The organism is Streptomyces carpinensis (genome assembly GCF_002154505.1).
Classification (GTDB): domain Bacteria; phylum Actinomycetota; class Actinomycetes; order Streptomycetales; family Streptomycetaceae; genus Streptomyces; species Streptomyces carpinensis.
The window spans coordinates 1-14,203 of record NZ_MUBM01000410.1; the positions used below are offsets into that span (position 1 = coordinate 1).

The following is a 14,203-nucleotide window of genomic DNA, read 5'->3' on the forward strand; positions in this document are numbered from 1 at the left end:
GCGGCGACGAGGACGGCGAGGAGAGCGCGGCGCCACCGCTGCGCGGAAGGCGCGGCACGGGGACGCTCCCGGCACACCGGGCCGTCCGCCCGCCCCCGCGCTGCCGGTTCCTGCTCGACGACGGTCGTCCGCCCAGGCCCCATGGCTCGTCTCCCCCTCCGCTGCGCCCGTCCGCCGGGCTTGTGCAGAAGGGAAATTACGGATCCGGACGTGTCGTCCGCGTCCCGCCCGAGAGCTGTTCCGCGCCGTAGCTCTCAAGTACTACGGGTCTGACCACCAAGGGTTCGACCACCACGGAGTCGATCACTGCGGAATCGGCCTCTACGGGCCTGACGAGCTCGGACCCGCGGCCTCGGCTTCAGGCTCGACGACTCGGAGTCCGACGACCCCACGCTCGAGTCATCCCCGTCCCCGGCTCACCACGCCAACTGCGCGATCTCCTCGGCCACCACCGCGCACGCGTCCGCCACCGGGTCGATCAGGGGGAAGTGACCGACGTCCTCCAGGAGGGTCAGCCCCACCACCTCGCCGGCCTTGGCCGCCGCCTCCGCGTACGCCTCCGCCACCGCCTGCGGAACCTCCACGTCCGCACGTCCCTGCACCAGCGTCGTCGCGATACCCGTCGGCAGCAGCAGGGCCGGGTCGGCGTACGGCCGGCGCACGTCGAACTCGTCCGGGCCTCCGAGCAGTTGCAGCGCCGCACCGCCGCACACGTTCAGCTTCCCGGCGACCGCGAAGTCGGCGATCGGGGCGAGCGCCACCACGCCTCGCAGCGGTGCCGGCCCGTCGGTGCGCCAGGGCGCGTCGGCGGGCAGGACGTGCCGGGCCGCCGCCCACAGGGCCAGGTGGCCGCCCGCGGAGTGGCCGATGACCACCGTGCGCCGCGTGTCGGCCTGCGGCAGCGCCTCGCGCACGAGCGCGGGCAGGGCGTCCAGCGCGGCCGCCACGTCGTCGAACGTGTCCGGCCAGCGGCCCGCGACCGCGGCCTCCCCCTCGCCGGCCGGAGCGGCACCGCCGCGCCGGTACTCGACGTTGGCCACGGCGAAGCCCCGGCGCGCGAGGAAGTCCACGAACGGGGTGATGTGCCGCCGGTCGTACGGTGCCCGCCAGGCACCGCCGTGCAGCACCACGACGAGCGGCGCGGTGGCGGGCGCCGAGGAGCCGGTGTCGCGCGGGGCGTAGAAGTCGATCACCTGGTCGGGGTGGTCGCCGTACGCGGCGGTGCCGTCCGGCTCCACGGGCGCGTGCGAGAAGGCCGACTCCTCCTCCGCGGCGGCCCGGGCGGCGGCACGCGCGGCCGCGTCCCGTCCCGCGGTGTTCTCCGGCTCTGCGGCATCGCAGGGTGCGGCGGCGTCCGGCATGCTCCAACCTCTCAGCGACGAAACCGGTTCGGTGAACCAGGAGTTGGGATCTTCGGCGTGGGTTCGGCCGTTGGCGGGGACGGTATCAGGCCGGTGACGTGCGCCGACACGCGGATGTCACGCTCGGTGAGGGACGCCCCGGCCGACCGGTCGCGCCGGAACGGGCCGGACGGCCGTGCAGGCCCCCGCCGCGGTCACGGCGGGGACCCGCCTCGGCGTCGAGACACGGGCGCGCACGGCGTCGGAACGAGCCCGCACGGCACCGGCACGAACCGGCACGGCGCCGACACCAGCGCGCCCGGTGCCGGCCGCGCCTAAGCCCGGCGCAGCAGCACCGATGCCAGCACCCGCGCCGCCCGCTCCACGTCGCCGAACCCGACGTACAGCGGTGTGAAGCCGAAACGGAGCACGTCGGGGTGGCGGAAGTCCCCGACCACGCCCCTCTGGATCAGCTCCTTCATCACGTCTCCGGCGTCCGGGCAGCGCAGGGCCACCTGGCTCCCGCGCTCCTCGTGCGCGGCCGGGGTCACCGACTCCACGCGGCCGGCCGGAACGTACGCGGTGACGCACTTCAGGAAGAAGTCCGTCAGCGCCAGGGACTTGGCCCGCACCGCCTCGATCGACACCCCGTCCCAGACCTCCAGCGCCGCCTCCAGAGCGAGCAGGGAGAGGATGTCCGGGGTGCCGACGCGACCGCGCAGGGCGCCCTGCGCGGGCTCGTAGTCCGGCCGCATGCCGAAGGGTTCGGCATGCGAGTTCCAGCCGGGCAGCGGGGAGTCGAACCGGTCCTGGAGGTCCCGGCGGACGTACAGGAACGCCGGTGAACCCGGGCCGCCGTTCAGGTACTTGTAGGTGCACCCGACGGCCAGGCCGACCCCGTGCTCGTCCAGCCCCACCGGCAGGGCGCCGGCGCTGTGGCACAGGTCCCAGACGGCGTACGCCCCCACCGCGTGCACCGCGGCCGTGAGGGACGGCAGGTCGTGCAGGCGGCCGGTGCGGTAGTCCACGTGGTTCAGGAGCACCGCCGCGGTGCGCTCCGACAGCGCGCCGGGCAGTTCCCCCGGCACCACGGGCCGCAGCGTGCAGCCCGTCATCCGGGCCGCCGACCGCGCGATGTACCCGTCCGTGGGGAACGTCGTCGCGTCGACCAGGATCTCGTCCCGGCCGTGGGCGCCGTCACCCGTCTCACGGGCCATCCGCACCGCCGCCACCAGCGCCTTGAAGATGTTGACGCTCGTCGAGTCGCCCACCACGATCTGGCCCGGCGCCGCCCCGACCAGCGGGGCGATCCGGTCGCCGATCCGCTCGGGCGCGGTCCACCAGCCGCTCTCCTCCCAGGAGCGGATGCGCAGCCGGCCCCACTGGCGGCGCACCACGTCCGCGACCCGGTCCGGGACGTTCGCCGGGAGTGCGCCCAGCGAGTTCCCGTCCAGGTAGACGGTCTCGTCGAGGACGAACCGTGCGCGCAGCGCGGCGAGTTCGTCGGCCACGTCCAGCTTCTCCGCCTCGGCTCCGAGCTCGGACACGGCTTCGAGTTCGGTCATGGATTCCGGCTCAGACATGGGACCGCGCCGTCCACAGCTCGGGGAACACGTTCTTCTGCGCCCGCTTCTCCAGCCAGGCCACCCCGGCGGAGCCGCCCGTGCCCTGCTTGGCGCCCATCGCGCGCCGGGTGGCGACCAGATGGTCGTTGCGCCAGCGCCACACCAGCTCCGCCACGTCGGTCAACGCCTCGCCGAGGCGGGCGAGTTCATCGCCGGCGTCACCGGAGTAGAGCGCCGTCCAGACGGCCTCCACCTCCTCGGAGGGCTCGTAGCGCAGCGACACGTCGCGGTGCAGCACGGCGTCCGGGACCGCGTGTCCGCGCCGGGCGAGCAGCCGCAGCACCTCGTCGTAGAGGCTCGGCTCGTGCAGCGCCTTCTCCAGCTCGGCGTGGGCGCGGGGCGCGCCCCGGTGCGGCACGAGCATCGACGCCGACTTCTCGCCGAGCAGGAACTCCATGCGCCGGTACATCGCCGACTGGAAGCCGGAACCCTCGCCGAGGGCGCCGCGGTAGCTGTTGAACTGGGCCGGCGTAAGCTGTCCGAGCGGCTTCCAGGAGGCGTTCAGCGCCTCCAGTTCGCGTACGGACCTCTTCAGCGCGGCGATCGCCGTCGGTACGTCGTCCGCGCGCAGGGCGCGGGCCGCGGTCTCCCACTCGTGGACGATGACGGTGAACCACAGCTCCATGACCTGGGTGGTGACCAGGAAGACCATCTCTCCGGGATCGTCCGAGAGGGTGTGCTGGAGGTGGGTGAGCACGTCCGCCTTGACGTAGTCCTCGTACGGCGTGGTGCCTTCGAAGTCGAGATGCGGGGTCTCGGGCTCAGCGGCCTCGTCGGGCCGAGGGGTCGGGTGAGCCTGTTGGGACATCGCTGTCTCCTGCATGTACTCCGGGTAGCGGTCCGCCCCTGCCGATGCCGGCACGGGGGCCCCGGTCCCCACCGGCATCCTCCGCATCACGCACGGAGATCGCAAGGCCCGCCTGATCACAGGCGGGCCCAGGTCACGGGCGCCGCGGCCCGTGCACGGTCAGCCCAGCGTCTGGGCGGCCGTCTCGGAGGAGTCCTTCAGGAACTGCGTGCACCGCGCGTACTCCTCCTGCTCGCCGATCGCCCCGGCGGCGCGGGCGAGGGCGTGCAGGGCGCGCAGGAAGCCACGGTTGGGCTCGTGCTCCCAGGGGATCGGACCGTGGCCCTTCCAGCCGCTGCGGCGCAGGGCGTCCAGGCCGCGGTGGTAGCCGGTACGGGCGTACGCGTACGACTCCACGGCGGCGCCCCGCTCGAACGCGTCGTCGGCCAGCTGCGCCCAGGCCAGCGAGGACGCCGGGTACCGCGCGGCGACCTCGGCGGGCGAGGTGCCCTGCGCGAGGAGCTCGCGCGGCTCCGGGTCGTCGGGGAGGTGGGTCGGGGGCGGTCCGCCGAGGAGGTTCTCGTGAATGGTCATGGACTCAGTCTGCGGCATCCCTTCGGGTGATCGGCGCGCACCACGGGCCGGCTCGCCACCCGCCACCGGGCCGACCGCCACCACCGCACGGGTGACCGCCCGGTCCCACCGCCACACGGGCAACGGCCCACACCGCCACCACCGCAGGGGCAACGGCCCGCACCGCCACCACCGCACGGAAGGCCCCACCCCACGGACGGCCTCCCGGCCCGTCACCGCATCACGCTGAGCCCTCCGCCCCCACTTGGCCCTCCGGTCCCACCTCGCGATCCGGCTCCAGCGGTGGCGTCGTCACGGAGCCGTGCGTGCGGCACTCGGGGCGACTGCACTCGGGGCCCGGACGGCGGACGGTCGCGAAGGCGAGGATCGCCCCCGCCACCAGCACCGCCGCGCAGATCGGCATCGCCCGCCGGAACGCGGCGTCGAAGGCGTCCGCCGAGCGGTACGCCTCCGGGCCCATCCCGGCCAGCAGCGGCAGCGCGGCCACCGCGATCAGGCCGGCCGCGCGGGCCGCCGCGTTGTTGATGCCGCTGGCCAGGCCCGCGCGGGAGGTGTCGACCGAGGCGAGGACCGTGGCGGTCAGCGGGGCGACCAGGGTGACCATGCCGGCGCCCATGACCAGCAGGGCCGGCAGCACGTCTGTGACGTAGTCCGCGCCCTTGCCGACGCGCAGCATCAGCAGCATCGCGCCCGCGCACAGCAGCGGGCCGACGGTGAGCGGGATACGCGGGCCGATCCGGTCGGCGAGGGCGCCCGAGCGGGCGGAGAACAGCAGCATGAGGACGGTCGTGGGGAGCAGAGCGGTACCCGCCCGCAGCGGCGAGTAGCCGGCCACGACCTGGAGCTGGAGCGCGGTGAGGAAGAAGAACCCGCCGAAGGCCGCGTAGACGCACAGGGTGACCAGGTTGACCGCGGTGAACTGGCGGGAGGAGAAGATGTCGAGCGGCATCATCGGGTCGGGCACGTGCTTCTCGACGTACACGAAGGCGACGGCGGCGCCCACTCCGGCGATCGCGGTCAGGGCGACGGCGACGGAGCCGCTGCGGGCCTCGATCAGGGCGTACGTCACCAGGGCGAGGGAGACGGCGCCCAGGGCGGCGCCGAGCACGTCGAAGCGGCGGTGGGCGCGGCCCTTCCCGGGCATCGCGCCGCGCCCGGCCGCCGCGGTCTCCCCGGTGGACTCGGGGACGTGCCGTACGGCGATGGGGGCGCAGACCAGGGCGACCGGGACGTTGAGCAGGAAGACCCAGCGCCAGCCGGGACCGCTCACCAGCCAGCCGCCGAGGAACGGGCCGATCGCCGCGCCGATGCCGCCGAACCCGGACCACAGGCCCACGGCCCGGCCCCGGTCGTCGGGGTGGAAGGAGGCCTGGATGAGGGCGAGGGAGCCGGGGGTCAGCAGGGCTCCGCCGACCCCCTGAAGGGCGCGGGCGACCACGAGGACGGTGGAGTCGGGGGCGAGGCCGCACAGCAGGGAGGCGGAGGCGAACCAGACGACACCGAGCACGAAGATCCTGCGGCGGCCGTACAGGTCGCCGAGGGAGCCGCCGAGGAGGATCAGCCCGGCCAGGGTGAGCATGTACGCGTTGACCGTCCACTGGAGGGTGGCGAGGTTCGCGTTCAGGTCGTGGCCGATACGGGGCAGGGCGACGTTGACGACGGTCGAGTCCAACATGGCCATGCTGGAGCCGAGCACGGTCGTGAGCAGGATCCACTTGCCCTGTGCGGACGACAGCCGGATGTCGGGCATGGGTGGATCATCCCGCGTCCGTCGCCGCCCGGCCAGACGGGAGACCGCCGCCCGGCAAAACGAGGAACGGACCCGGCGCTCCGCGCACCGGGGTCCGTCCCAGACACCGGCTCTACTTGATCCGGGTGCCCGTCGAGCGCAGGTTGCCGCAGGCCTCGACGACGCGCGCGGCCATGCCGGCCTCGGCCAGCTTGCCCCAGGTGCGCGGGTCGTAGGTCTTCTTGGAGCCGACCTCGCCGTCGACCTTCAGGACGCCGTCGTAGTTCTTGAACATGTGGTCGGCGACCGGACGCGTGAAGGCGTACTGGGTGTCCGTGTCGATGTTCATCTTCACCACGCCGTTCTCCAGCGCGGTGCGGATCTCCTCCTCCGTGGAGCCGGAGCCGCCGTGGAAGACGAAGTTGAACGGCTTGCTGCCGGCCGGCTGACCGAACTTGGCGGCGACGCCCTCGCTCAGCTCCTTCAGCAGGTCGGGGCGCAGCACCACGTTGCCCGGCTTGTACACGCCGTGGACGTTGCCGAAGGACGCGGCGAGCAGGTAGCGGCCCTTCTCGCCCAGGCCCAGCGCCTCGGCCGTGCGGATCGCGTCGTCGACCGTGGTGTACAGCTTGTCGTTGATCTCGTGGGTGACGCCGTCCTCCTCGCCACCGGTCGGGGTGATCTCGACCTCGAGAATGATCTTGGCGGCGGCGGTGCGGACCAGCAGCTCCTGCGCGATGGCGAGGTTGTCGGCGAGGGTCTCCGCCGAGCCGTCCCACATGTGGGACTGGAACAGCGGGTTCTGGCCGGCCTTGACGCGCTCCTCGGAGACCGCGAGCAGCGGACGCACGTACCCGTCGAGCTTGTCCTTCGGGCAGTGGTCGGTGTGCAGCGCGATGTTGACCGGGTACTTCTCGGCGACGATGTGCGCGTACTCGGCCAGGGCCACGGCACCGGTGACCATGTCCTTGCTGTACTGGCCGCCGAGGAACTCGGCACCACCCGTGGAGATCTGGACGATGCCGTCGCTCTCCGCCTCCGCGAACCCGCGCAGGGCCGCGTTCAGGGTCTGGGAGGACGTCACGTTGATGGCCGGGTAGGCGAACTTGCCTGCCTTCGCCCGGTCGAGCATCTCGTTGTAGACCTCGGGGGTTGCGATGGGCATCTGTCCGCTCCTTGTATGTGCGGGGTGCGTTGTGCGTGCTTACGGCCCTGACCTAGGGAGTGACGTCATCGTCGGCCCCATCTTCGCAGACGATGCCGGATGCTTCGGACACCCTGTCCAGCCCGTGAACAACGGGTCGCGCGGCCCGAACGTCGGCCCGAACGTCGGCCCGGACCGCGACGCCCGGACCTCGCCCCCACCGTGCCTCAGTCCAGGCCCAGGTCGTCCTTGGAGTACGCGAAGACGTACGGCACGCCCGCCTTCTCGGCGATCGCCTCGGCGGCGCCCGTGGCCCGGTCCACGATCGTGGCCACCGCGACGACCTCGGCGCCGGCCTCCCGCAGCGCCTCGACGGCGGTCAGGACCGAACCACCGGTGGTGGAGGTGTCCTCGACGGCGAGCACCCGGCGGCCCGCCACCTCGGCGCCCTCGATACGGCGCTGCAGTCCGTGCGCCTTGCCCGCCTTGCGCACGACGAACGCGTCGAGCGTCCTCCCGCGCGCGGCGGAGGCGTGCAGCATCGCGGTGGCCACCGGGTCGGCGCCCAGGGTCAGGCCGCCGACCGCCTCGTAGTCCAGGTCGGCGGTCAGGTCGAGCATGACCTGACCGACCAGCGGGGCGGCCGCACCGTCGAGGGTGATGCGGCGCAGGTCGATGTAGTAGTCGGCTTCCTTGCCCGACGACAGCGTCACCTTGCCGTGCACCACGGCCTTGTCCTTGATCTGCTGCAGCAGCTCGCCGCGAACGTCACTCATGGCAGCCAGCTTAAGCGCGGCGCCAGGTCCAGGTCGTCGTGGCCTCGAGCGGCTCCAGGGGTGTGACCAGGCGCGGCTGGGTGTTCAGGCCGTCCGGCGGGCCGGTCTGCGGCTCCACGCACACCGCGGCCTCCTGCTCGTCGTAGACGACGACCCACTTCTCGGGGCTGGTCACCTTCAGCTCCAGCTGTCCCGGCCAGGTGAGCGTGGCCTCGACGCCGTCGGGCATGCCGAAGCAGTCGTCCCAGGGGCCGGGTTTGGGGTCGACGCGGTGACCGGTGGGCAGGTGGTCCTCGCCGCGCTCCTCCTGCCAGGCGGGGCTGAAGTCCAGCCGCACGTCCTGCGCGCCGGGTCCGCCGAGGTTGCGGTTGAACCACGGGTGCCAGCCGATCTGCGCCGGGAAGGAGGACTCGTACGTCTCGACGGACATCGTCAGTGTCAGGGCGTCCTCGGTGAGGGCGACCACCTGGGTGACAAGGCCGGGGTAGGGCCAGGGGTCGACGAGGTCGTACGTGATCACTGCCTCGCTCGCCGAGGTGCGGGCCGTGCGCCAGGTACCGTCACGGGCGGTGCCGTGGATGGCGTGCGGCGGGGAGTTGAGCGGCATCTGGTGGACGGTGGCGCCGTCCCGGAACCGGCCGTCGCGGATCCGGCCGCACCAGGGGACCATCGGGAAGCAGCCGAACCTCTCGCCCTGACGGAGCAGTTCGAGCCCGCCCACCCGGAGCCCTCCGACGCGGCCGCCGTTGCCCGGCTGCACGGTCGCTTCCGCGTCGCCCGCGGTCAGCGTGATGTCTTCGTTACTCACGGGACGAGGCTACTGGCCCGATCAACAAGGTGTTCCCGCATGCCGCCCCGCCGCGCCACCTCGCGGGCGTTCCCGGGGCCGCTCGTGCTCACCGTTCCGCGGGTCCGCGGACCGTTCCTCACCGGCGGCGTCTGAGGGCCCGGCCGACGACGATCGCCGACGCAACGACCAGCGCGGCGGCGGGGGCCGCCCAGCGGAGGGCCGGACTGGCGGAGACGGTGAGCGGGGCGGGCACGGGCGCGTAGCGGCCACGCGGCGGGGCGTGGTCCACCTCCTCCGCGCTGCGCCCGATCATCGTCCGCCGCGCGTGCGCCGCCTCGGCGGGCGGCTCGACGGTCTCGCCGAATTCCTCGGAGAGGGACGCGCCCTCGTCCTCGTCGCCCTCCTCGTCCTCGTCCGCGTACTCGTCCGCGTCCTCGTCGCCGTCGTCCTCCTCGGCGAACGGGTCGAGGGAGGACGGCGGAACCTCGGTGTCGAAGACGGAGGCGTGCTCGGCGGAGCCCTGCTCGGGTCGGCGGGGTCCGGCGCCTTCGTCCGGCGGCACGGGCGCGTCCTCCGCGTCCGGCGCCGCCTCGAAGTCGCCCGTCGACAGCGGGGCGAAGTCCTCCGTCGCTAGGGCCTCGGCGGACTCGGCGGGCTCCCCCGGCCCGGCGGGTCCGGCCGGCTCCGCGGACGCCGCGGGCTCCACGGGCCCGGTCGGCTCCGCGGGCTCCGCCGCCAGGTTCTCCGCGAAACGGTTCAGCAGCCGGATCGCGGCCGCCCGCACGGCGTCCGGGTCGAGCTCGGTGAGCCGGCCGTCGGCCGAGACGGCGCCGCCGAAGGTGAGGGTCGAGCCGTCGTCGGTGTCGTGCAGCCGGATCGTGAGCGCGAGGTCCACGGTGCCCGTGCCGCGGGACTCGGTGGCGGCGCCCTCGACGGCGTAGGTCCCGTCGTCGCGGGCGGAGACCCGCAGCGTGCCGCGGTAGGTGACGGAGTGGCTGCCGACTCGCACCTTCAGCCGTCCGGCGACGGGCTCGGCGCCCGTGTCCTGCTGGAGCCCGGGCACCGCTCGAGCGACCCGCGCGGGGTCGGCGAGCGCCGCCCGCAGCCGCTGGGCCGGAACCGGAACGAACACCTCGTGCTCCATGTCAGCCGAGCGTACCCAGTGCCGGCCGGGAATACCCTCTCCTCGCCCGCAACGCCCCCCAGGACCCCGTGTCCGTCCCCGGTCCCACGCGCACCGCACCGCCGTGGGCCGGTCGCGGTCAGGGCTCGCCGCCCGGGCGTACCAGACCCGTCTCGTAGGCCCGTACCACCGCCTGGGCCCGGCTGGCCAGGCCCAGTTTGGCCATGGTGCGGTTGAGGTGGGTCTTCACCGTGGCCTCGCTGATGAAGAGGCGGTCGGCGGTCTCGGCGTTGGTCAGGCCCCGGGCGACCAGCGTGAGCACCTCCAGCTCGCGGGTCGTCAGCGCACGCAGACCGGCCGGCGCGTTCGCGGGCGCAGGCGGGGTGTCCGCCCGGTGTGTGAACGCCTCCACCAGCCGCCGGGTGACCGCCGGCGCGAACAGGGAGTCTCCGCCGTGCACGGCGGTCACGGCCGCCAGCAACCGTTCCGGGCCCGCGTCCTTGAGGAGGAAACCGGCCGCGCCGGCCCGCAGGGCGCCGTACACGTACTCGTCGAGGTCGAAGGTGGTGAGGATCAGGATGCGCGGCGCCGGGTCCTCCGCCTCGGCCAGGATCCGCCGGGTCGCCTCGATCCCCGTCATCCCGGGCATGCGGATGTCCATCAGGATCACGTCCGGCCGGGTCTTCGCGGCCAGCGCCACCGACTCCGCGCCGTCGGCGGCCTCCCCGACGACCTCCATGCCAGGGGCGGCGCGCAGCAGCGCCACCAGCCCGCTGCGCACGAGGAACTGGTCGTCGACCACCAGCACTCTGATCATTCCGTGACGGCGTCCCCCCGGCGTGCGGCCTGCTCCGACGTCGGCAGGGTCAGATGCACGCCGAATCCACCCTCGCGCCGCGGGCCGACGACGATCGTCCCGCCGTAGAGCTTGGCGCGCTCGCGCATGCCGATCAACCCGTGGCCGCCGGGTGCCGGCATTCTGTCCGGATCCACCCCCCTCCCCCGCTCCTTCGCGCGCCCGTCGTCGGTGACCGACACCCCTATCTCGCCCGCGCGGTAGGCGAGTTCCACGGCAGCGGCGGCGCCCGGGGCGTGTTTCAGCACGTTCGTCAAAGCCTCCTGCACCACCCGGTAGACGCACAGCTGCACACCGGGCGGCACCGGTCGCGGCTCGCCGCACACCCTCAGATCGACGGGCACGCCGCCCGCGCGGACCCGCTCCACCATCTCCTCCAGCCGGTCCAGGCCGGGCGTGGGCTCGGTGGCCGCGCCGCCCTCCTGCACGCCGTCACTGCCGTCCACGCCGTCCGCGCGCAGCAGGCCCAGCATGCGCCTGAGCTCGGCCAGCGCCTCGCCGCCGGCGTTGCCGATGGTGGTGAGCGCCTCGCGGGCGGTGCGGGCGTCGGAGTCGAAGACGAACCGGGCGAGGCCCGCCTGCACGTTGATCACCGCCATGTGGTGGGCGACCACGTCGTGCAGTTCGCGTGCGATCCGCACCCGTTCCTCGGCGACCTCGCGCCGGGCCCGTTCGGCCTGTTCGGCGCGGAGCCGAACGGTCAGCTCCGCGCTCCTGCGGGCGACGTACCCGAACCGCCACAGCACGAGCGGGTAACCGATCGCCTGCCCCACGACGGACGCCATCGCGTCGGAGTCGCTGATCACTCCCGCGTAGATCCACACACCGCTCATCAGGGCGGCGCACGCCCCGGTGATCCGGTCGGTCCGGGTGGAGGCCACCGTGTACAGGGCGACCATGGCGGCGGGCGAGTTCACCACCGGCCAGTGCCCGAGGGAGACGTACACGATCCAGCCCAGGTGGACGACGAGGAAGACCGTGACGGGGGCCAGGCCGCGCAGTGCGAGCGGCAGGTTGGTCAGGGCGACCAGCGTCCAGGCGAACGCGTCGAGCGGCGGCCATCCCTGCGTGCCGGCCTCGGCGCCGAGCAGGCACGCGACGGTCGTCGGCACCAGGGCCGTCAGGCCGTCGACCGTGAGGGGACGGATCCGCATCGCGGCAGGGTAAACCCGGTGCGCGGGCCGAGACATCAACCTTTCGCGGTACCGCGGGGGTTGCACCGGACCGCGCGGCTACCGCACCGGGTGGAGAGGAGATCCACCCGGTGCCGGATTCCGCCGCCGCGACGGCACCCGTACGTTCATGGAACGACGGGGGCTCGCCGAGCACGGGGGAACGCCTCGGGGGCGCGGCGGCCCGTCCCGCTTCGGGGGAGGCAGGGACGGGCCGCCCTGGCAGACCCGGCCCCGCGGTCCTACCCCCTCGGATCACACAGGTCCCACAGACCTCGACCCAGGGGCCAGGGCGCAGAGGTCAGCCCCCGGCTCGACAGGAACGTCGCCTCAGCCGGCGTACCGCGGGTCGACGAGTGTCGACGCCGACAGGCCGGGGACGCGGGTGCCGGCGGCGGCGCGGGCGGCCGCAGCCAGTGTGGCCCGGGTCAGCGTGGGCGGACGCGGGGCGCGGGGGTCCAGGGCCAGGACGGGTGTGGTGCGGGAGGCCAGGACGAACCCCCAGTCGCGGGGGACCCGGGCGGCACCGATCGTGAGGTCGGGTCCGGCGCTGCCACCGAAGTCGCCGTCGCCCACGCGGTAGGGGACGGTCCGCAGGCCGGCCGCCCGGACCGTCGCCTCCACCGTCCAGAACACCCGCGGGCGCGCGGAGACCGGCCCCGCGTGCACCACCAGCCGCCCGCCGGGCGCCATGGCGCGCCGGGCCAGCCCGTAGAACTCCAGCGCGTACAGCTTCGTGCTCGCCGTGATGCCCGGGTCGGGCAGGTCCTCGATCACCACGTCGTACGCCCCCATCGGTGCCCCGCGCAGCCAGCGGAAGGCGTCGGCCGTGGTCACGTGGACGCGCCGGTCTCCGTACACGTGTCCGTTCAGCCGGGCGAGCGCCGGGTCGGTGCGCGCCAACCGGACGACGGCGGGGTCGACTTCGACGATGTCCACCCGGTCCACGCCCGGGTGGCGCAGCACCTCGCGGGCGGCGAGGCCGTCGCCGCCGCCGAGGATCAGCACACGCGCGTGCGGGCCGGTCATCGCGGGGTGGACGAGCGCCTCGTGGTAGCGGCGCTCGTCCTGGCCGCAGACCCGCAGCCGCCCGTCGAGGAACAGGTCCAGCGGGCGCCCCCGGGTGCCGCCGGTGAGGACGATCTCCTGGACGCCGGTCTGCAGGGCCACGCGGACGTCGCCGCCGTACACCGCGTGCCGTGCCGCGCGTTCGAAGTCGCCGACCAGGGCGGCGGCAGAGGCGAGCAGGCCCAGCACGGCGAGGTTGGCCACGAGCAGCAGACAGCATCCGCGCCGGGTCAGGTCCCCCCGGAACAGGCCGAGTACCAGCGTCCCGCCGGCCACGACGTTGATCGCGCCGGTGAGCAGCGCTCCGGTCAACTGGCCCAGCAGCGGCAGCAGCAGGAACGGAAAGGCGAGACCACCGACGAGCGCGCCGACGTAGTCGGCCGCGAACAGATCGGCGACCGCGCCGCCCGCGTCCTGCCGGCGGATGCGCTGGATCAGCTCCATCAGCAGCGGTACCTCGGCGCCGATCAGCAGGCCGATCGCGAGCGAGAAGGCGACCAGGAGGCAGCGCGGGCCGCTCGCCCACAGGCCGCCCCAGCCGCCGGTCCAGGCGAAGACGGCGTACAGCGCCATGGCACTGCAGCCGCCGACGAGCGCGAGCGTGGCCTCGATCGCGCCGAAGGCGGCGGCGGCGTGCCGGCGCAGCCGTTTCGCGGCGAGCGAGCCGATGCCCATCGCGAACACCATGACGGACAGCACGACCGATGCCTGGGTGACCGAGTCGCCGATCAGGTACGAGGCGAGCGCGACCAGTTCGAGTTCGTAGACGAGTCCGCAGGCCGCGCACACGAAGACGCCCGCGAGCACGAGGAACCGGCCGGTTCCCGGCCGGACGGGCAGCCTCGCTGGGCCGCTCCAGGATGACGCCGGGCAGGACGGGGCCGTGCCGGGCGGGGCCGGGGCGTGCTGTTCGATCACGACTGTGACGTTACGTCACGGGTGTGGGACGCTTCGTCACCCACACGTGTGGAAATGGGAGTGTCGGGCCATCGCCGGTTCGGGCAGACGGAGTTGGCGGTGACCGGTTCGGGACGGCTCAGTTGGCGGTGATCGGTTGGGCGTCCTCCGGTTGACGGGAACGGGTGCTTCCCCGGCGTGCCCCCACTCGGGTGCGCGTCGCCACCAACTGGCCGTCCTGCGGGTAGGCGTGCCAGGTCCGCCAGTGCACCTGACCCTCCTGGTGCTGCGCCAGCAGCGCG

General features: G+C 73.7%; 13 protein-coding genes. All 13 read right to left on the reverse strand.

The window, feature by feature from the left end; translation table 11 throughout:
• Positions 1–416: 416 nt before the first annotated feature.
• Entirely contained in the window at positions 417–1,361 is a 945-nt protein-coding gene (locus BZY54_RS40895) for an alpha/beta hydrolase (protein WP_086730434.1), read from the reverse strand.
• Between the two features lie 314 nt (positions 1,362–1,675).
• Complete coding sequence (gene kynU, locus BZY54_RS40900) at positions 1,676–2,923, reverse strand: kynureninase (RefSeq protein WP_244217584.1); 1,248 nt, start codon at positions 2,921–2,923, stop codon at positions 1,676–1,678.
• Positions 2,916–3,773 carry a tryptophan 2,3-dioxygenase family protein gene (locus BZY54_RS40905; protein ID WP_086730436.1) on the reverse strand — a complete coding sequence of 286 codons (858 nt, stop codon included), beginning with the start codon at positions 3,771–3,773 and terminating at the stop codon, positions 2,916–2,918. Before BZY54_RS40905 ends, kynU begins: the two co-directional genes overlap by 8 nt.
• A gap of 159 nt (positions 3,774–3,932) precedes the next feature.
• Positions 3,933–4,346 (reverse strand): DUF3151 domain-containing protein, encoded by a 414-nt coding sequence (locus BZY54_RS40910; protein ID WP_086730437.1) that lies wholly within the window; start codon positions 4,344–4,346, stop codon positions 3,933–3,935.
• 220 nt (positions 4,347–4,566) lie between these two features.
• Entirely contained in the window at positions 4,567–6,096 is a 1,530-nt protein-coding gene (locus BZY54_RS40915) for an MFS transporter (RefSeq protein ID WP_086730438.1), read from the reverse strand.
• Positions 6,097–6,208: 112 nt separating this feature from the next.
• A complete protein-coding gene (gene fbaA, locus BZY54_RS40920) occupies positions 6,209–7,240 on the reverse strand; it encodes a class II fructose-bisphosphate aldolase (RefSeq protein WP_086730439.1) in 1,032 nt (343 codons plus the stop codon).
• Positions 7,241–7,446: 206 nt separating this feature from the next.
• Entirely contained in the window at positions 7,447–7,995 is a 549-nt protein-coding gene (pyrE, locus tag BZY54_RS40925; protein WP_086730440.1) for an orotate phosphoribosyltransferase, read from the reverse strand.
• 10 nt (positions 7,996–8,005) lie between these two features.
• On the reverse strand, positions 8,006–8,803 hold the full coding sequence (locus BZY54_RS40930; protein WP_086730441.1) for an aldose epimerase family protein: 798 nt from the start codon (positions 8,801–8,803) through the stop codon (positions 8,006–8,008).
• Between the two features lie 118 nt (positions 8,804–8,921).
• Positions 8,922–9,929, reverse strand: a complete 1,008-nt coding sequence (locus BZY54_RS40935) for an SRPBCC family protein (protein ID WP_086730442.1) — start codon at positions 9,927–9,929, stop codon at positions 8,922–8,924.
• A gap of 118 nt (positions 9,930–10,047) precedes the next feature.
• On the reverse strand, positions 10,048–10,725 hold the full coding sequence (locus BZY54_RS40940) for a response regulator transcription factor (RefSeq protein WP_086730443.1): 678 nt from the start codon (positions 10,723–10,725) through the stop codon (positions 10,048–10,050).
• Positions 10,722–11,918, reverse strand: coding sequence for a sensor histidine kinase (locus BZY54_RS40945; RefSeq protein WP_086730444.1), 1,197 nt, complete (start codon positions 11,916–11,918; stop codon positions 10,722–10,724). The genes BZY54_RS40940 and BZY54_RS40945 overlap by 4 nt, the downstream gene beginning before the upstream one ends.
• Before the next feature lie 348 nt (positions 11,919–12,266).
• Positions 12,267–13,922 carry a polyamine aminopropyltransferase gene (locus BZY54_RS40950; RefSeq protein WP_086730445.1) on the reverse strand — a complete coding sequence of 552 codons (1,656 nt, stop codon included), beginning with the start codon at positions 13,920–13,922 and terminating at the stop codon, positions 12,267–12,269.
• Between the two features lie 118 nt (positions 13,923–14,040).
• Positions 14,041–14,203: DUF2617 family protein (locus BZY54_RS40955; protein WP_143668241.1), on the reverse strand; the 163-nt coding region annotated here is incomplete at its 5' end.

Bases quoted from the DNA above. Each gene is read 5' to 3' on its own strand.
- BZY54_RS40895 (WP_086730434.1), bottom strand. From the start codon at position 1,361: ATGCCGGACGCCGCCGCACCCTGCGATGCCGCAGAGCCGGAGAACACC.
- kynU (WP_244217584.1), bottom strand. From the start codon at position 2,923: ATGTCTGAGCCGGAATCCATGACCGAACTCGAAGCCGTGTCCGAGCTC.
- BZY54_RS40905 (WP_086730436.1), bottom strand. From the start codon at position 3,773: ATGTCCCAACAGGCTCACCCGACCCCTCGGCCCGACGAGGCCGCTGAG.
- BZY54_RS40910 (WP_086730437.1), bottom strand. From the start codon at position 4,346: ATGACCATTCACGAGAACCTCCTCGGCGGACCGCCCCCGACCCACCTC.
- BZY54_RS40915 (WP_086730438.1), bottom strand. From the start codon at position 6,096: ATGCCCGACATCCGGCTGTCGTCCGCACAGGGCAAGTGGATCCTGCTC.
- fbaA (WP_086730439.1), bottom strand. From the start codon at position 7,240: ATGCCCATCGCAACCCCCGAGGTCTACAACGAGATGCTCGACCGGGCG.
- pyrE (WP_086730440.1), bottom strand. From the start codon at position 7,995: ATGAGTGACGTTCGCGGCGAGCTGCTGCAGCAGATCAAGGACAAGGCC.
- BZY54_RS40935 (WP_086730442.1), bottom strand. From the start codon at position 9,929: ATGGAGCACGAGGTGTTCGTTCCGGTTCCGGCCCAGCGGCTGCGGGCG.
- BZY54_RS40940 (WP_086730443.1), bottom strand. From the start codon at position 10,725: ATGATCAGAGTGCTGGTGGTCGACGACCAGTTCCTCGTGCGCAGCGGG.
- BZY54_RS40945 (WP_086730444.1), bottom strand. From the start codon at position 11,918: ATGCGGATCCGTCCCCTCACGGTCGACGGCCTGACGGCCCTGGTGCCG.